Below are 16,345 nucleotides of genomic sequence, written 5' to 3'. Positions count from 1 at the left end.
GGTGCTCGGCGCGGGCGAGCTCCTGCGATCGGGTGAGGTCGTGCTCGCCGAGGGCGAGACCTTCACCAGCCCGGACGTCGTGTTCGTCTGGAGCGACGCCGGGCTCGACGGGCTGTCGGACCGACTGCAACGACTCCCTCCGCGCCTCGACCCGGTCACCCGCGGCGACCGCGCCCCGTGGTGCTCAACAACGTGGGAGGCCGTCTACTACCGGCAGGAGCTCGGGGCGCCCGCAGCCCTGGCCACCGCCGCGGACGTCGGCGTGGAGCGCTTCGTGCTGGACGATTTCGTGGTTCCTCGGCCGGCGCTCGGACGGCACGGCACCGACTGGAGCGTCGACCCGGACGGTCTGGCCGACGGCCTGGCGCCGCTCGTCGACCACGTGCGCGGCCTCGGCATGGAGTTCGGCCTCTGGTTCGAGCCCGAGATGGTCAGCCCGGTGTCCGAGCTGGCGGCGGCGCACCCCGAGCGGATGCTCCAGCGGCCCGACGACGACGTCCGCACTCTGGCGGAACCAGTACGTCCTCGACATGGCGAACCCGCTCGCCCGCGCACACGTGCTCGAGGCGATGTCGGCGGTCATCGGGGAGCACCACGTCGACTTCGTGAAGTGGGACCAGAACCGCGACATCGTGCACGCGGTCCATGACCGTCGGGCCGGGATCGACGCGCACACCCGCGGGGTCTACGCCCTGATGGACGAGCTGCGACTCCGGCACCCGTGGCTCGAGATCGAGGCGCGCGAGCGGGGAGCGCGGACCGACCTCGGCGTGCTCGAGCGGACCGGACCGGGTGTGGGCGTCGGGACTCGAACGACGCCATGGAACGCCTGCCGATCCAGCGCTGGACCGAGCTGCTGCTGCCCCTCGAGCTGATCGGGTCGCACGTCGGGCCCGAGGTCTCGCACACGACCCGGCGGCACCTCGACCTGGACTTCCGGATGGCGGTGTCGCTGTTCGGCTCCGCGGGCATCGAGACCGACATCACCCGCCAAGCCGCCCGACGAGCTCGACCGGATCCGGGCGTGGGACGGCGCTGTACCGGCGGGAGCGCGGGCTGCTCACTCCGGGCGGGTGCGGCACCTCGACCTGGGGGACCCCGGGTTGGACGCCACCGCGGTCGTCGCCCGGGACGGCTCACGCGCGCTCGTCCGGGTCGCACGGACCGTGACCGGACCGGAGGTCCCTCGCGGTGCCGTTGCGGATCCGCGGGCTCGATCGCAGCCGACGCTACCGGCTGGCTCCGGTGGACGGGCTCGCCGTGCCGCGCGGCCTCGACCCGGTGCCGCCGCCGTGGCTCGGCCGGGGGCACCTCGAGCTGACCGGGGCGGTGTTCACGGACGTCGGGGCGCGGCTGCCGATGCTCGCGCCCGGGGACCGCGATCGTGCTCGGGCTCGACGCGGTCGACTGACCCGGGCCGGGCCGGGTCCCGTCCCCCGTCGCCCGCAAAACGCAACTGTGGCGGTTGCTCTTTCGCGGTACTGCGCTGCGAGCAACCGCCGACGTTGCGTTTTGCGGGCAGGGGCCAGGGCGGGCCGAGGCGGGCGCCGGCTAGCGGTGGAGTGAGCCGGCGTGGCGCAGCACGAACGGGGACGTCAGGGAACCCGGGTCGATGCCGGGAGCGCCGGACACGGTGAACGTCACGGACTCGCCGGAAAGCAGCGACACCAGGCCGTCGTCGACCCGCGCCGCACGGTCGACCCGGTCCGGGAAGAGCGAGACGTCGCGGGCGTACGAGCGCGTCGTCACGGTCACGTGCGCGCCGTCGGGGTCGCCTCGACGGACGCCGAGAGCGGGTCCGCGTCGAACACCTGGTCGACGACCTCGGCGAAGTCGTGCACCCGTGCGAGGTCCCCGCCCCGGTGACGACGAGGACCTCGAACCCGGCGTCCTCCGGGACCGCGAGGGACTCCGGCAGCGTCGCCCGGTCGGCGTCGGCCGGGTCGGCGGCGAGCGGGAACGACGCGGACTCGAGCACGGTGCCGTCGAACGCCACACGGGACACCGTGACCTCGTCGGACACCGGCACACCCGACGCGTTGACGAGCACGACCTCGAGCCCGCCCTCGGACGAGCCGGCTGCCCGTCAGCGGCACCGGCTGGTACGCCTGCCGCACCGCGTACCAGACCGGCTTCCGGATGCCGGCGTGGTCGACGAGTGCCCACGAGACCACGGGCCAGTCGTCGTTGAGCTGCCAGACGACCATGCCGGTGTTGTCGGGCGTGCGGGACCGGAACCACTCCATGCCGAACCGGATCGCGTGCGCCTGGTTGAGCTGCGCGGCGAAGTGCCAGTCCTCGATGGGCCACTCGGAGATGGTCGCCGCCGAACCCAGGTGCCCGACCATGCCGTCGGCGAGCTTCCGGTTGCCCTCGTGCGCCCCTTCTGGTGCACGAGCATCTCGTGGCCGTCCGGGTCGAGCGGTTCGCGTCACGACGTCGAGAGGGTCGACCACGCGGGCGACCCCGAACTCGAACTCGGCGACGAAGCGGGGCTTCCAGTCGCGGTACCCGTTAGTCGCGCTGGTTCCACACGTCCCAGATGTGCACGCTGCCGTTGCGCTCGTCGTTCGGCGTCAGGTACTCGTCGAACGAGAACGGGCTGCCCGGCGTGTACGGCCGGGTCGGGTCGAGCTCGGCGACGACGGCGGGGAGCAGCGAGCGGTAGTACCCGTTGCCCCAGGTGGCGGCTGACGAGCGACGGCCGCTTATCCCCACTCCGCGTAGGCGACGAGGTTCTCGTTGTTGCCGTTCCACACCACGAAGTGAGGGGTGCGGAGCTGAGGCGGGTGACGGCCTCGCGGACCTCGGGCTCGACCTCGTCGGCGAGCCAGGGCTCCTCCGCGTAGGCGGCGCAGGCGAACAGGAAGTCCTGCCAGACGAGCACGCCGAGTTCGTCCGCACCGGTCGTACAGGTCCTCGGACCTCGTAGATCCCGCCGCCCCAGATGCGGAGCAGGTTCACGTTCGCGTCGACCGCGTCCTGGATCCGGTCGGCGTAGCGCGCGGGGGTCATCTCGGTGAGGAACGGCGTGATCGTAGGATCAGGTCCGCGCCTCGACGATACCGGCGCGGTCGGGTCGCGCGGGAGGCAGGGACGGTGCGCCGCCGGCGTCGGCGCGCGGCATGTTGACCGGCATCAACCCGGCACGGCCGAGCGTCCGGACGGCGTCGCCGACCTCGACGCGGACGTCGTAGAGCGGCTAGTCACCCTCGCCCAGTGCGCCACCGGGCGGCGACGTCCGGCAGCCTCGAGGCGCACGGTCGCCGATCCGTCGGTCACCGGCCGGGACCCGCCTACGATCGGTGCGTCCGGGCCGGGAGAGCGCGGTGTCGGGAACCGACGACGCTGCGGACGCGGTGCGGTGCGGGGCCACGGTGATCCGTGCCTCCAGGCCACGACGGATCCCGGACCCAGCTGGCGGACGCGGCCGGTGCCGTGCCGATGGCCTGCGAGAAGCGAGCCGCCGAGCCCGCGGACCTCGACGTCCACGGGGCGGTCAGTCGACGCCGGTGGTGCCGTCGACGTCGACGAGCGGGCGGACCGCGGCGATGCGCACGCCGCTCCACGACTCGATGCCGATCGACTTCCAGATGCCGCTCGTGGCGACGTCGATGCCCCAGTCCCACCCAAGTTCGACGCGTTCTTCCGGAGCGCGTTGTACGGGTGGGTGGTTGACGTGGGGGAGCTCGCCGCCGTGCTGCGTGGGAGAGGCGGGACCGCGGCGGGGGACGGGGGCGTCGAAGGTGACGACGACCGCGTTCGTGCCGGGGCGGAGCAGGTGCCCGACCGGGAAACGGTACGAGCGGTGCTGGTTCCGCGTGGTGCCGACGACGATGCCGTTCACCTCGACGGTGGCGAGGGTGTCGAGGCCCTCGGCGACGAGGTCGTGGCGCTGGGCGCCGGTCGCGCCGGGTGCGTCCGTCGCGCTGTCGGCTGCGTTCTCCGGCCACTCGAACGTTCGCCGGTACCGCCAGACGGTGTTGCCGATCCACTGCGTGGCAGCCTCCTGGTCGCCGTCGAACGGGTCGGCGATCCGCCCCGCTCGCAGCAGGTCGGTGTGCACGCAAGGGCCGGGGACCACCGCCTCGACCGGGAGAGCGGAACGCTGCCGACTCGGCGGAGCCCGCTCACCGCCTCGACCGTCCACGTGCCGTCCAGTGTCGTCCGCTCCATCGCGTCTCCCATGCTCGTCGGCCGCTTCGTCGCAACTCTCTGACCACCCTTAGTTTAAGCGTGTAACAATCGCGCTCACAACGTGGACCTGCGATGACGCAGACCGGAAGGACAACGATGTTCAAGACAACCCGTTCACGGCTCGCCATCGGGCGGCGCCGTGCTCCTCGCTGCCGGCCTCGCGCTGCAGGCGGCTGCCAGTGCCAGCGGCTCCGCCACCGCCGGCGACGCCGACTCGACCCTGGTGGCGTACACCGGACAGTCCGGCGACTACCAGATCAACTACAACCCGTGGTCTGCCGTCGAACATCGGCGGCGTCGGCACGATCTACGAGTCGCTCTTCTTCATCACCAACGTCAACACGAACGACCCGAAGCCGCTCCTCGGCAAGTCGTCGGAGTGGAACAGCGACGGCACGCAGCTCACCATCACGCCTCCGCGACGGCGTGCAGTGGAGCGACGGCAAGCCGTTCACTTCGAAGGACGTCGTCTTCACGCTCGACATGCTCAAGAAGCAGAAGGCGCTGAACTCGATCGGCTACGACGGCACCGCGAAGGCCGAGGGCGACTCCACGGTCGTCGTGACGTTCGCCAAGCCGTCGTTCGTGCTCGGCCCGAACCTGCTCGGCAAGACCTGGATCGTGCCCGAGCACCTGTGGAAGGGACATCGACCCGACGACCGACGTCGTGCCGGAAGCCCGTCGGCACCGGTCCGTACACGCTCGGCACCTTCAAGGCGCAGGCGTTCACGCTCGAGGCCAACAAGAAGTACTGGGGCGGCGCCCCCGCGGTGAAGACGATCCGCTACCTGTCGCTCTCCGGCAACACCGCCGGCGCCGACGCCCTGGAAGCAGGGGTCGATCGACTGGCAGACCGGCCCGGTGCCGAACATGGACCCCATCCAACCACCAAGGGCGTAGCCGACGGCATCACCGTCGGCCAGAACCAGATGGCGCTCCTCACGTGCTCGTCCGAGGCGATGGAGTTGCACGGGACCCGCAGACCGACCAGGCCGTCCGGCACGCGATCGCCGACGCGATCAACCGCAAGCAGCTCAACTCGCTCGCGTTCATGAACACCGCCAGCGACATCTCGCCGACCTTCGCGCTCCACCACGACGCAGAAGGACACGATCTCGAAGGACATCGAGCCGGCGGTCATGCCGAACGGCGCCGACACGAAGGCCGCTGCCTCGACGCTCGAGGACGCCGAAGCCGCTGCGGCGCCGACGGCATCTACGCCAAGGACGGCAAGAAGCTGTCCCTGACGGTCGAGGTCGTCACCGGTTGGACCGACTACATCACCGCGATCGACACGATGACGCAGCAGCTGAAGGCCATGGCGGGCATCGAGCTCAAGGCGCAGCAGTCGTCGTGGAACGAGTGGACCGACAAGAAGACGAAGGGCAACTACGAGCTCGCGATCGACTCGCTCGGCCAGGGCCCGACCGCGAGACCCGTACTACCTCTACAACAACTACTTCTCGACGGCCAACACCGCGAAGGTCGGTGAGGCGGCACCGATGAACATCGCCCGGTACAGCAACGCCGACGTGGACAGCGCCCTGACGAAGCTCGCGGCGACGAACCCCGAGGACAGCGGCCGCCACGCAGCCGCTGCTCGACACCATCCAGCAGCACGTCGTCGAGGACATGCCCTACATCCCCGTCATGACCGGCGGTACCACGAGCGAGTTCCACTCGCCAAGTTCACCGGCTGGCCGACCGACGACGACCTCTACGCCTTCCCGGCGGTCTGGGCGAGCCCGGACAACGCCGAGATCTTCAAGGCGCTGAAGCCGGCGAAGAAGGGCTGACCCCGATGGGATCGCGACCGAGGAGCACTCGACGATGACCTACTTCCTGCGCAAGATCGGCTTCTACGTCGTCGCACTGTGGGCGGCACTGACGCTGAACTTCATCATCCCCAGGCTCCTGCCCGGCAACCCGGTGGACATCCTGCTCGCCAAGCTCCAGCAGCGCGGCGGACAGGTGACCCCGGCGACCCGGCAGGCGTACGAGCGTTCCTCGGTGGCGATTCCTCGGAACCGCTCATCGTCCAGTACGGCCAGTACCTCGGCAACGTGTTCCGCGGTGACCTCGGTGTGTCCGTCAGCTACTTCCCGGCGCCCGTGACCGAGGTCATCGCGAGCTCGCTGCCGTGGACCATCGCCCTCGTCGGGATCGCCACGATCCTGGCGGCCGATCATCGGCGTGGCACTCGGGGCGTTCGTCGGGTGGAAGCCGGGGACCTGGCTCGACTCGTTCGTCCCCGCCACCACGCTGCTCGCCGCCGTGCCGTACTTCTGGCTGGCGCTCATCCTCGTCTACTTCTTCGCCACCGGGATCCACCTGTTCCCGGCGCAGGGCGGCCACGACGTCGTGCTCACCCCGGGCTTCAACTGGGAGTTCATCGGGTCGGCGATCCAGTACGGGATCCTGCCGGCGGCGACGATCGTGCTCGCCTCGCTCGGCGGCTGGCTGCTCGGCATGCGCAACATGATGGTGTCGACGCTGTCCGAGGACTACATCACCACCGCCCAGGCCAAGGGCCTGTCGAACGGCAAGATCCTGCGCAACTACGCGGCCCGGAACGCCGTGCTGCCGTCCGTCGCCGGCTTCGCGATCTCCCTCGGGTTCATCGTGTCCGGCTCCGTCGTCACCGAGCAGGTGTTCTCGTACCCGGGCATCGGGTCGAAGCTGCTGTCCGCCGTGACCAACAACGACTACGCGCTCATGCAGGGGATCTTCCTGTTCATCCACCCTGGCGGTCCTACGGCGCGAACCTCGTCGTCGACCTGCTGTACGGGATCATCGACCCGCGGACGCGGGCCCGAACTGGGGAGGAGACGACATGACCCAGCACATCCAGCAGGACACCGAACCCACCATCGGCGCGCTCGCCGGAAATCGCGCCGATCTGACGCGCAACGCCACCGCCGCGCGTCCCGACCGAAGGGCGGCGTTGCGCCCTTCCTGCGGCAACCCTGCACCCGTGGCTCGTCACGGGCATCGTGCTCGTCGCCGGCGTCACGCTGTTCGGCGTGATCGGCCCGCTGCTCGTCGGCGACCCGACCACGATCGGGACTCCGGGCTGCAGGGACCGAGCGAGGCGAACCTGCTCGGCACGACGCAGACCGGGCAGGACGTCCTCGCCCAGCTCGCCTTCGCCACCCGCGGCAGCCTGCAGATCGGCCTGATCGTCGGCGTCCTCGCCACGGTGCTGTCCGCGTTCTTCATCCTCGGCGCCTACCTCGGCGGCATCATGGACGAGGCGTTCTCGCTCTTCTCGAACGTCTTCCTCGTGATCCCTGGCCTGCCGCTCGTGATCGTCATCTCCGGCCTGGTGCCGCGCGAGCACGCGGGCTGGACCATCGCCGTGGTCCTCGCGATCACGTCGTGGGCCGGCTCCGCCCGGGTGCTCCGGGCGCAGACGATGTCGATCCGCAACCGCGACTACGTCTCCGCGGCGCGGGTCGCCGGGCGAGCGGCCGTGGCGGGTGATCGCGGTCGAGATCCTGCCGAACCTGCTGCCGTCCTGGCGTCGCAGTTCGTGTTCGCGGTGATCGCGGCGATCCTCGAGGAAGTACCGGTTCGTGATCCTCGGACTCGGGGGCGTCGAACTCGTCGACGCTCGGCTGTCCTTCTACGCGCAGAACGGCTTCGCGCTCGCGAACGGCGCGTGGTGGTGGTTCGTGCGCCGGGGCTGCTCATCGCCCTGCTCGGCATGGGCCTGTCCCTCGTCAACTTCTCGATCGACGAGGTCATCAACCCGCGCCTGGCCAACGTGCGTGCGCAGCGCCGCCGTGAGCGTCGCCTCCCGTCGCGCGGCACGTTCCACCCGGACTGGAGGCACGGCTCGCGTCGCCACCGCCGGTCACGACAGTGCGCATCGACAGTGCGCAGCACGACACGAAGAGGACCGACTGATGACCGCCACCGAGACCCTGACCACCGGACCAATCGCCGCCACCGCGGCCGGCCGCCGCGACGCCGTGCTGACGATCGAGCACCTCGACGTCGTCTACGGGAGACCGAGCACCCCGTGCACGCCGTGAAGGACGACGCCGCTGGACGCTTCCTCGCGCCCGGCGAGATCCTCGAGGCTCGCGGGGGAGTCCGGCTGCGGCAATACGACGCCGGCCTACGCCATCACCCGGCTGCACAAGCCGCCGGCGAAGGTCACGTCGGGCAGCATCACCTTCCACGACCGGGACGGCAGCGACGTCGACCTGCTCGGCCTCGGCGACGAGCAGCTGCGGGCCGTGCGCTGGTCGAAGCTGTCGATGGTGTTCAAGGGGCGATGAACGCGCTCAACCCGGTCACCACGATCCGGGCGCAGCTCGACGACGCCCTCAAGGAGCACCGCCGCGGGATGTCCCGCAAGGAGCGCCGGGCCATCGCCGAGGACGCGCTGAGCCGGGTCGGGGTCGACCCATCCCGCATCACGGCGTACCCGCCACGAGCTCTCCGGCGGCATGCGGCAGCGCGTGATGATCGCGATGGCGATGCTGCTCGAACCGCAGATCATGATCATGGACGAACCGACGACGGCGCTCGACGTCGTGGTGCAGCGGGAGATCCTCCGCGAGATCGTCCGGCTCCGTGACGAGCTCGGCTTCGCGGTCGTGTTCATCACGCACGACCTGCTGCTGCTGCTCGAGATCAGCGACCGGATCGCGATCATGCTGCGCGGCGAGGTCGTCGAGTTCGACCGGGCGTCGGTGATCCAGCACGAGCTCCAAGCACCCGTACACGCAGCGGCTGCTGCAGTCGTTCCCGAGTCTGTCGGGGGAGCGCAAGGCCTATCATCAGCGGGGTCGATTCGGGAATCGCCACCGACCAGGCGGTCACGTCATGACCAGTGTCACCGTCAGCCACCTCGGCAAGGACTTCCACACCCGCGAGGGCCTGCGGCGCAAGACCCTGCGCGCCGTCGACGACGTGTCGTTCGAGTTGCAGCCGGGCCGCACCGTCGCCCTGGTCGGCGAGTCCGGCTCGGGCAAGTCCACCATCGCCCGGATGCTCGCGAAGCTCGAGACCACCACCCGTGGCTCGATCGACGTCCGGCTCGACGACGGCACCCCGGTGCTCGGCAAGGCCTGTACCGCCGGCACGTCAGATGGTGTTCCAGGACCCGTTCTTCGTCGCTCAACCCGTTCCACTCGATCGAGCACCACATCGCCCGGCCGCTGCAGCTGCACCAGTGCACGCGCGGGGCCGACGAGACCGCCGCCCGCGTGCGGGAGCTCCTCGGCCGCGTCAACCTCGACGAGGACTTCGCGACCCGTCGCCCGCACGAGCTCTCCGGCGGCCAGCGGCGCGTCGCGATGTATGCGCGCTAGCCCCGGGTGCGCAGGGTGCTCGTCGCCGACGAACCCGTCTCGATGCTCGACGTGTCGATCCGGCTCAGCGTGCTCAACCTGATGGGACGCCTGCAGCGGGAGGACCGGCTCGCCGTCCTGTACATCACGCACGACCTGGCGACCGCAAGGCACTTCTCGGACGAGATCCTGGTGCTCTACCGCGGCCGTGTGGTCGAGCGCGGCCCCTCGGACGCCGTCATCCTCGACCCCCACCACGACTACACCCGGCTGCTCGCCGAGGCGGCACCGGACCCCGAGCGCGGCGAACGGCGGGTGACGGCGGGGCCGGCGCTCGACCGCTCCACGATCGACAACACCACCTGCTACGACCACACGATCGGCCAGTGGGTGTCGAGCGAGCCGGCTCCGGTCGGCGCGCGGATGAGTGCCGGGTCCACGTTCGTCGACTGGGTCGCGGACGGGTTCGCCGCGCGCTTCCGGATCGGACCCGACCAGCCCGCGGCCCTGGTGTCGTTCGTGGGCGCCGGCGGGGTGCTCGCCGACGGCCCGCTCTCCGACGGACCCGACGACCCGCAGCCGCTCGTCGAGCTGACGACTCGGGCACGGTCGGTTCCCGGGTGGGTTCCGGCACGTGGACTCCACGATCGGGGCGCGACTGCGACCCGTGTCGCACCGCATGTCCGAGGACGGGACCGACCTGTGGTTCCGGGTCGTGCAGGCGGACGCAGCCACGGGCCTCCAGGTCGAGTCGGTCTTCCGGGCGCGAGCCGGCGTCGCGGCGTTCGGACGTGGACCGAGGTACGCGCTGAGCGGGGCGAGCAGGTCGTGGACTTCGTGTCCTCGTTCGCGACCGGGGCGTTCCTGACGGACTCGGGTGCCGGCGTCGACGACCTGGCGCTGACGCACGCGGACAACGACTGGGCGGCGGAGAGCCGCTGGCGGACCGATCCGCTGCGTGACATCGGACTGGCGCGGATCGACCGGGAGGCCAGCACCACCGCCCCCCAGCCGCCCCGTGGTGCAGAACCGTGAGTCGTGGTCGACGGGTGAGGCGCTACCGATCGGGGTGCTGGCCGGGACCGTGCCGGCCGATGCCGAGGTCGTCGTACGCGCTCGTGCGGCAGGTCGAGCGCAACGGGCCGTGGCTGTACGAGCTGGGGAGACCCGGCGGCACGCGTACGTGCTGTGCAGCGGGCCGACCGACCAGGAGCACCAGTGGACCGCGGTCGTCCGGCCCGGGCAGCCGTTCGTGTCGGTGCCGGTGTCGGTGGGGATCGCCGGGTCGGTTGGTGGTGCCTTCGAGGTGCTGACCGCGCAGCGGCGGCGTTCCGACATCTCCGCGAGGCCGATCGAGCCCTGCCGCTCGTGTTCAACGACTACATGAACACGCTCATGGGCGACCCGACCACCGAGAAGCTCCTGCCCCTGATCGACGCGGCCGCCGAAGCCGGAGCGGACCTGTTCTGCATCGACGCCGGCTGGTACGCCGAGGGGCACTGGTGGGACACCGTCGGAGCGTGGGAGGAAGCGGCGTCGCGGTTCCCGACCGGGCTCGGGGCCGTCCTCTCGCACATCAGCGCGCGCGGGATGCAGGCCGGGCTGTGGCTCGAGCCCGAGGTGATCGGGATCCACTCACCGCTGGCGTCGTCGCTGCCGGACGATGCCTTCGTGCAGCACTACGGGGTGCGGGTCGCGGAGCACGGGCGGCACCTGCTCGACCTGCGCTCGCCGGAGGCCCGGGCGCACCTCGACGCGGTCGTCGACCGGCTGGTCGGGGGCTCGGGCTGACGTTCTTCAAGATGGACAACAACACGATGACGGGGCCGTGGTCCGGGGCGATCGAGCACGCGCGGGCATTGCTCGACTGGCTCGACGACGTGCAGGCCGGTACCCGGCGTTGCTCATCGAGAACTGCGCCTCCGGAGCGATGCGCGCCGACTTCGCGATGCTCTCGCGGCTGCACATGCAGTCGACGTCGGACCAGCAGGACCCGGTGCTGTCCGCGTCGATCGCCGCCGCTGCTCCTGCGGCGATGCTGCCGGAGCAGGCCGGGAACTGGGCGTACCCGGCGCCGTCGATGTCGGACGACCTGTTCACGTTGTCGCTGGTGAACGGGGTGCTCGGGCGGATGTACTTATCGGGGTACCTCAACGAGATGTCGGCGTCGCAGCGGTCGGTGGTGGCTGCGGCGATCGCAGCGCACCGGGAGGTGCTCGGGATCGTCGACTCGTCGGTGCCGGTGTGGCCGCTCGGGCTGCCCGGCTGGGAGGACCCCTGGGTCGCGCTCGGGCTACGGGCTGCTTCCGGGGAGCTGTACCTGTCCGTGTGGGCGTTGCCGGGGGCGTCGTCGCGGGTGTCGTTGCCGCTGGGGTCGTTGGGTCGGACCGGTGCCGACGTCACCGTTGAGGCGCTGTTCCCGACGGCACTCGGGCCGTGGTCGGTTTCCTGGGACCGGGCCTCGGAGCAGCTGCACATCGACCACGCTGGCGCGACGCCCACCGCGCGGGTGTTCCGCGTCCGGTCGCAGGAGGCGGACGCGGGGCGGTAGAGGGACGCGGGCCGGATGGCAGCCGGTGTGCGTCCTGGTCTGGAGGCGCGGTGCGAGTGCGGGCCGCGCCTCCGGGCCGTGACATCAGGCAAGTCCGAGGGAGGGCCGGCTGCGCGAGTCCGGTGATCAGTAGTCATGGCGAACAGACGGACGATGCCGTTCTCGTCGTTGTCGGATCTGGACCGCGATCCCCGGGTTTCACGGTCCGGATCGGACACGGCCGAATTCGGATGCCAGTCGGCAGCGGCCTTCGGTCGGTGTGCGCTGAGGTTCGTTCGCTCGACCACGACCCTGCGATGGTCAGAACGTGGCAGAACGGGGGGAGCGGACGGCGGCAGCGGGTTCGTGGCGGCGCGATCGAGGGGAACGTCGATGACGCGGCACGTGCCGTGGGACCCCTGGCCCGACGTGCGCTGGGATGCGCTGGCCGTCGTCGGTGGTCTCGTGCTCGAGGTTCCCGAGGGGGTGGACCGTCAGCCGGACTCCGGACGGCGTTCGCCTGGACCGGTCGAGGGAGGGCCTCGATCGACTTCGGTCAGACCGTCGGTGACCCCGTGGCGCAGGTCTCCCGGCTGCTCGGTGACCGGCCGGACGCGCTCCTGCTCGAAGCCGCGGAGGACCGGGTCACCGTCGCCCTGACCGAACCGGACGACGTCGTGGTCCGAGACCTCCGGGTCGTGCGGGATGTGCGGGTCCGGGTCACCGTCGCGTGCTCGGCGCGTGACTGGCCGGTGGTCGTCGCGGTCGTCGACGGGATGCTCGACTCGCGGTGGCGCCGGTCCCTCGACGAGCCGATCGCCGGGAACGGGGCGCTCGCCGCAGCCGCCGGCCGGGGCCGACCCTGCCGTGGCGGACTCGGTCGGGGTGCTCGACCAGCTGGTGCGGTTCCGTGACCGCGGCATGGTGCCGGCGGCCGCACGATGATCGGAGGCCGGGGTCGCCGCGCGCGAGCTCGGGTTCGTCGGGCGGTTCGGCGGCCTCACCGACAAGGGTGACGAGCTGGTCGGGCCGGTGGTCGACCACGACGCACTGCTCGTCGTCGAGTCGAGCACCCCGCGAGCGACACCCCCGCCACCTGCAGTGGGCGTGCTGGATGCAGGGGCAGAAGTGCGTCATGCGCGCTGGTCAACCGGACGGCTCGGAGGCGCTCGGCATCGTCCGTCCCGGGGCGCTCGTGGCGCATCTGCTCCGGTGGCTCGACATCGACCCGGTCGACTCGGTGGGCGTCGGCGAGGCGGTGACGATCACGACGGCGCGTACGAGGACCGCTCCGGTCCGTGCCCGAGCGACGTCGAGTGGTTCCGGCGCGCCTGGGCAGCACCGCGGTGGCGAATGGTCAACGGCTGGAGTCACCAGGCGGGGAAGGGGTGTGCACGGGCTGATCGTGCCGGTGTCGGGGCGCTGACGTGGGCACGCGGTGAGGACACGATCACGCTGCGACCCGAGCGCACCGCGGTGGTCGTCCGGAGTGCTGTCGAGGGCGTCAACGCCTTCGTCACACTGACCAGCGGCACCTGACTGGCTCGCTGATCAGCGGAGGAGGCCGAGCTCCATCGCGCGGGTCACCGCACGGGTCGGTCGTTCACGCCGAGCTTCTCGAACACGTGCCCGAGGTGCGTCTTCACCGTCGTCTCGCTGAGGAAGAGCGTCCGGCCGATCGCCGGGTTCGAGTTGCCTGCGCGACGAGCTGCGGCACCTCGAGCTCGCGCGGCGACAGGGCCAGTCCGGCGGCGGGCTTGCCGGTGGTCCGGCGGACGAGCGCCGCAGCCCTTGAGGGAGCAAGCGCCGTCTCACCGCGGGCCGTCGCACGCAGCCCCGCGAGGATCTCCGACTCCGGCGCGGCCTTGAGCAGGTACCCGGCAGCGCCGGCCTCGATCGCGGCGAGGATCTGGTCGTCGGACTCGTACGTGGTCAGGATGAGCACGCGGATCGCGGCTCGCGGTCGAGGATGCTCGCGGTCGCGGCGTCGCCGTTCATCCCCGGCATCCGAGGTCCATCAGGACCACGTCCGGCCGCTCGGCGAGGTGATCGCCGGCTGCCTCGCCGTCGCTCGCCTGCCCGACCACCTCGACGTCGTCGGCGTCCTGCAGCAGGGCGACGATCCCGGCGCGGACGATCGGGTGGTCGTCCGCGACGACGACGCGGATCACCGGGTCACCTCCGTCGCGGGGACGGTGACGGCCGGGGAGGCGCGGCTCGGCGCCGGTGGGCAGCGCCACCGCGACGACGGTGCCGCGTCCGGCATCGCTCGTGATCGTGCAGGACCCGCCCGCGAGGGCGAGTCGCTCGCGCAGCCCACGCAGGCCGTGGCCCGCGGTCGGGACGGCCAGGTCGAACCCGACCCCGTCATCCGCGATCCGCAGGCCGACCCGGTCGGCCGCCACGTGCAGTGCGACGTGCACCGAGTCGGCGTCGGCGTGCGCACGGATCGGCCAGCGCCTCCTTGTCCGGCTCGGAGCAGGACCACCTGTGCGTCGCGATCGAGTGCGGAGTCCGGGGCGTCGACGGTGACGGCGACGCCGGTCTCGCGGGCGAAGCGTTCGCCGAGGCGGTGGAGTGCAGCGCCGAGACCGTCGCCCGCGACCCCGGCGGCTCCGGCAGCGACGAGGGGTGCGGGATTCTTCGAGGGGTGCGCGCCGACTCTTCGAGACGGTGAGCCGTTCGTCGAGGCGGTCCACACGGTCGGCGGCGAGGTCGCCCCGAGCCCGTTCAGTGAGCATGACGATGCCCGCGAGGTTCTGCGCGACGGTGTCGTGGGGCTCGCGGGCCAGGCGCTCGCGTTCGCTCGTGACCCCGGCGTGGCGGTGGGCTTCGGCGAGGGAGTCCTGCGTGGCACGGAGCTGCTCGACGAGCTGGCGGCGCTCTTCCGACAGGCCGGCGACGCTCGAGATCCACACGCCCATCGCGCAGGCGCCGATCACGCTGATGCCCTCGATGAGGAGGGTGCTGACCAGGGCATCGGGGCCGCTCGCGATCTGCAGGCCGATGCCGCTCGCGATCCCCACGGCGATCGACAGCACGACGGCGGTGCGGACCCGTTCGGACTGGACCCAGACGAGGGGGAACACGATGCACTGCACGAACGCGGTGCTCGGGGCGACCGCCGGCAGGACGAGCGCAGCGGCGATCACCAGCGGCAGGAAGGCCGCGGCGGCGCGAGGGCTGTCGTAGCCGCGGTGCCCGTACGCGGCGTAGGCGACGACGAGCACCACGATCGCCAGGGACGCGGGCCAGCGGCTCGCCCACGGCGACCAGCCGAACGCGGTGATCACGGCGGTGAGGAGCATCGTGCCCGCGAAGAACACGTGCAACCACCGGTTGCGCACCCACATCTCGCCGCTCATGAGCACAGCATCCCATCCCGCTCGCGCCGTTCCGGAGTTCTCCACAGGGCGGATCACGCGTCCTTGCGGTTCCACCGGAACGTCAGCAGGCAGGCCACCGCGCCCACGACCAGCCATGCTGCCAGGACCAGGATGCCGAGACCGAGGTGCCACGCGCCTCCCGGCTCGGCGGACGCGAAGCGTCGTCGGGCAGGAAGACCGACCGCATGCCCGACGCCATCCAGCGCAGGGGGAAGACGGACGCGACGTTCTGCAACCAGTCGGGCAGCTGCGTGAAGGGGAGGTAGACACCGGAGATGAACTACAGGACCAGCACGATCGGCACGATCGTGGCGGTGGCCCGCCGACCCTCGCGGGGGAGCGCGGAGATGGCGATGCCGAGCACGCAGCTCGTGGCGACGCCGAGGACCATGATGCCCGCGAAGGGGCGCCCATGCGCCGCCGTCGGTGGGCAGGTCGACGCCGAAGACCAGGCTCGCGATCGCCAGGAGCAGGGCTGTCTGCACGATCGTCGTGACGAGGACCATGCCGATCTTGCCGATGAAGTAGCTCAGGACCGGCAGCGGGGTGCCGCCGAGCCGCTTCAGCGTGCCGTCGCTGCGCTCGCCGGCGATGTCGACGCCGAGCGACTGGGTGCCGGAGAGCAGGATGCCCGTCGCGACCAGGCCGGGCAGGTAGTAGGTGGCGTAGTCGACGCTGACGTTCAGGCCCGCCTGGATGTCGGGCGCGCTGCTGAACGCGACCGAGCAGAGCGCCAGCATGACGATGGGGAAGAGGAAGGTGAAGAAGACCGCGTCGGGAGCGCGGAAGTACGAGCGGAGTTCGTAGCCGATGCCGGTGGGCGCCGATGGTGGCTGCGTTGACGGTGCGGGTGGTGTTCGCGGTTGCGGTGCTCATCGTTGGCCGACCATTCCGAGAGGTAGACACGTCCTCGAGGGACGGAGCGGATG

18 protein-coding genes and 5 pseudogenes are annotated in these 16,345 nt (G+C 71.1%); 16 read left to right on the top strand and 7 right to left on the bottom strand.

Annotated elements, in window-relative coordinates:
- The first annotated feature begins 1 nt into the window (after position 1).
- The 3 genes from ACZ8AI_RS20120 to ACZ8AI_RS20110 are packed head-to-tail and all read left to right on the top strand — an operon-like array spanning position 2 to position 1,321.
- Complete coding sequence (locus ACZ8AI_RS20120) at positions 2–649, top strand: alpha-galactosidase (RefSeq protein WP_464859611.1); 648 nt, start codon at positions 2–4, stop codon at positions 647–649.
- Positions 531–875, top strand: coding sequence for an alpha-galactosidase (locus tag ACZ8AI_RS20115; RefSeq protein ID WP_464859719.1), 345 nt, complete (start codon positions 531–533; stop codon positions 873–875). The genes ACZ8AI_RS20120 and ACZ8AI_RS20115 overlap by 119 nt, the downstream gene beginning before the upstream one ends.
- Entirely contained in the window at positions 821–1,321 is a 501-nt protein-coding gene (locus ACZ8AI_RS20110) for an alpha-galactosidase (protein WP_464859610.1), read from the top strand. Before ACZ8AI_RS20115 ends, ACZ8AI_RS20110 begins: the two co-directional genes overlap by 55 nt.
- 230 nt (positions 1,322–1,551) lie before the next feature.
- On the opposite strand, the gene ACZ8AI_RS20105 is transcribed toward ACZ8AI_RS20110, so the two are convergent.
- The 4 genes from ACZ8AI_RS20105 to ACZ8AI_RS20090 all read right to left on the bottom strand — a co-directional run bounded on the left by ACZ8AI_RS20105 (position 1,552) and on the right by ACZ8AI_RS20090 (position 4,066).
- Positions 1,552–1,755, bottom strand: coding sequence for a hypothetical protein (locus ACZ8AI_RS20105; protein ID WP_464859609.1), 204 nt, complete (start codon positions 1,753–1,755; stop codon positions 1,552–1,554).
- Complete coding sequence (locus ACZ8AI_RS20100; protein ID WP_464859608.1) at positions 1,752–2,456, bottom strand: hypothetical protein; 705 nt, start codon at positions 2,454–2,456, stop codon at positions 1,752–1,754. The genes ACZ8AI_RS20105 and ACZ8AI_RS20100 overlap by 4 nt, the downstream gene beginning before the upstream one ends.
- A gap of 58 nt (positions 2,457–2,514) precedes the next feature.
- Positions 2,515–3,015 carry a hypothetical protein gene (locus ACZ8AI_RS20095; RefSeq protein ID WP_464859607.1) on the bottom strand — a complete coding sequence of 167 codons (501 nt, stop codon included), beginning with the start codon at positions 3,013–3,015 and terminating at the stop codon, positions 2,515–2,517.
- Positions 3,016–3,499: 484 nt separating this feature from the next.
- Positions 3,500–4,066 (bottom strand): glycosyl hydrolase 2 galactose-binding domain-containing protein, encoded by a 567-nt coding sequence (locus ACZ8AI_RS20090; RefSeq protein ID WP_464859606.1) that lies wholly within the window; start codon positions 4,064–4,066, stop codon positions 3,500–3,502.
- Between the two features lie 203 nt (positions 4,067–4,269).
- Between ACZ8AI_RS20090 and ACZ8AI_RS20085 the strand changes: the two are divergent.
- The 13 genes and pseudogenes from ACZ8AI_RS20085 to ACZ8AI_RS20025 all read left to right on the top strand — a co-directional run bounded on the left by ACZ8AI_RS20085 (position 4,270) and on the right by ACZ8AI_RS20025 (position 13,569).
- Positions 4,270–5,252, top strand: a pseudogene (locus ACZ8AI_RS20085) (ABC transporter substrate-binding protein).
- The gene (locus tag ACZ8AI_RS20080) at positions 5,141–5,689 is read left to right on the top strand and encodes an ABC transporter substrate-binding protein (protein WP_464859605.1); all 549 of its coding nucleotides are present in this window, start codon (positions 5,141–5,143) and stop codon (positions 5,687–5,689) included. The pseudogene ACZ8AI_RS20085 and the gene ACZ8AI_RS20080 overlap by 112 nt, the downstream one beginning before the upstream one ends.
- A gap of 10 nt (positions 5,690–5,699) precedes the next feature.
- Entirely contained in the window at positions 5,700–5,993 is a 294-nt protein-coding gene (locus tag ACZ8AI_RS20075; protein ID WP_464859604.1) for a hypothetical protein, read from the top strand.
- 34 nt (positions 5,994–6,027) lie between these two features.
- Positions 6,028–6,312, top strand: coding sequence for a hypothetical protein (locus ACZ8AI_RS20070; RefSeq protein ID WP_464859603.1), 285 nt, complete (start codon positions 6,028–6,030; stop codon positions 6,310–6,312).
- Between the two features lie 78 nt (positions 6,313–6,390).
- On the top strand, positions 6,391–7,224 hold the full coding sequence (locus tag ACZ8AI_RS20065) for an ABC transporter permease (RefSeq protein WP_464859602.1): 834 nt from the start codon (positions 6,391–6,393) through the stop codon (positions 7,222–7,224).
- Positions 7,225–7,441: 217 nt separating this feature from the next.
- Positions 7,442–7,600 (top strand): annotated as a pseudogene (locus ACZ8AI_RS20060) (ABC transporter permease); the annotation flags it as partial.
- Positions 7,601–9,033: 1,433 nt separating this feature from the next.
- Positions 9,034–9,603, top strand: a complete 570-nt coding sequence (locus tag ACZ8AI_RS20055) for an ATP-binding cassette domain-containing protein (protein WP_464859718.1) — start codon at positions 9,034–9,036, stop codon at positions 9,601–9,603.
- Positions 9,537–10,535: a hypothetical protein gene (locus ACZ8AI_RS20050; protein WP_464859601.1), complete on the top strand. Its 999-nt coding sequence runs from the start codon at positions 9,537–9,539 to the stop codon at positions 10,533–10,535. Before ACZ8AI_RS20055 ends, ACZ8AI_RS20050 begins: the two co-directional genes overlap by 67 nt.
- Positions 10,522–10,887 carry a hypothetical protein gene (locus ACZ8AI_RS20045; RefSeq protein WP_464859600.1) on the top strand — a complete coding sequence of 122 codons (366 nt, stop codon included), beginning with the start codon at positions 10,522–10,524 and terminating at the stop codon, positions 10,885–10,887. Before ACZ8AI_RS20050 ends, ACZ8AI_RS20045 begins: the two co-directional genes overlap by 14 nt.
- Positions 10,869–11,291 (top strand): alpha-galactosidase, encoded by a 423-nt coding sequence (locus ACZ8AI_RS20040; RefSeq protein WP_464859599.1) that lies wholly within the window; start codon positions 10,869–10,871, stop codon positions 11,289–11,291. The genes ACZ8AI_RS20045 and ACZ8AI_RS20040 overlap by 19 nt, the downstream gene beginning before the upstream one ends.
- Positions 11,292–11,328: 37 nt before the next feature.
- Complete coding sequence (locus ACZ8AI_RS20035; protein ID WP_464859598.1) at positions 11,329–12,051, top strand: alpha-amylase family protein; 723 nt, start codon at positions 11,329–11,331, stop codon at positions 12,049–12,051.
- Between the two features lie 554 nt (positions 12,052–12,605).
- Positions 12,606–12,944 carry a hypothetical protein gene (locus ACZ8AI_RS20030; protein ID WP_464859597.1) on the top strand — a complete coding sequence of 113 codons (339 nt, stop codon included), beginning with the start codon at positions 12,606–12,608 and terminating at the stop codon, positions 12,942–12,944.
- Between the two features lie 118 nt (positions 12,945–13,062).
- Positions 13,063–13,569: a hypothetical protein gene (locus ACZ8AI_RS20025; protein ID WP_464859596.1), complete on the top strand. Its 507-nt coding sequence runs from the start codon at positions 13,063–13,065 to the stop codon at positions 13,567–13,569.
- Between the two features lie 12 nt (positions 13,570–13,581).
- On the opposite strand, the pseudogene ACZ8AI_RS20020 reads toward ACZ8AI_RS20025, so the two are convergent.
- The 3 pseudogenes from ACZ8AI_RS20020 to ACZ8AI_RS20010 form a co-directional block, all read right to left on the bottom strand.
- Positions 13,582–14,201, bottom strand: a pseudogene (locus tag ACZ8AI_RS20020) (response regulator).
- Positions 14,202–14,714: 513 nt separating this feature from the next.
- Positions 14,715–14,954: pseudogene (locus tag ACZ8AI_RS20015) on the bottom strand (histidine kinase); the annotation flags it as partial.
- A 494-nt stretch (positions 14,955–15,448) separates the two neighbouring features.
- Positions 15,449–16,228, bottom strand: a pseudogene (locus tag ACZ8AI_RS20010) (ABC transporter permease).
- Positions 16,229–16,345 lie beyond the last annotated feature (117 nt).

The sequence above is a fragment of the Curtobacterium sp. AC273 genome, from assembly GCF_979253735.1.
Note: the sequence above shows the minus strand (reverse complement) of the source record. Positions and strands in the feature narration are given on the sequence as shown.

What these genes read in the sequence shown, in the direction of transcription:
- ACZ8AI_RS20115 (WP_464859719.1), top strand. Translation starts at nt 531, where the DNA reads ATGGCGAACCCGCTCGCCCGCGCACACGTGCTCGAGGCGATGTCGGCG.
- ACZ8AI_RS20110 (WP_464859610.1), top strand. Translation starts at nt 821, where the DNA reads ATGGAACGCCTGCCGATCCAGCGCTGGACCGAGCTGCTGCTGCCCCTC.
- ACZ8AI_RS20095 (WP_464859607.1), bottom strand. Translation starts at nt 3,015, where the DNA reads ATGACCCCCGCGCGCTACGCCGACCGGATCCAGGACGCGGTCGACGCG.
- ACZ8AI_RS20075 (WP_464859604.1), top strand. Translation starts at nt 5,700, where the DNA reads ATGAACATCGCCCGGTACAGCAACGCCGACGTGGACAGCGCCCTGACG.
- ACZ8AI_RS20070 (WP_464859603.1), top strand. Translation starts at nt 6,028, where the DNA reads ATGACCTACTTCCTGCGCAAGATCGGCTTCTACGTCGTCGCACTGTGG.
- ACZ8AI_RS20055 (WP_464859718.1), top strand. Translation starts at nt 9,034, where the DNA reads ATGACCAGTGTCACCGTCAGCCACCTCGGCAAGGACTTCCACACCCGC.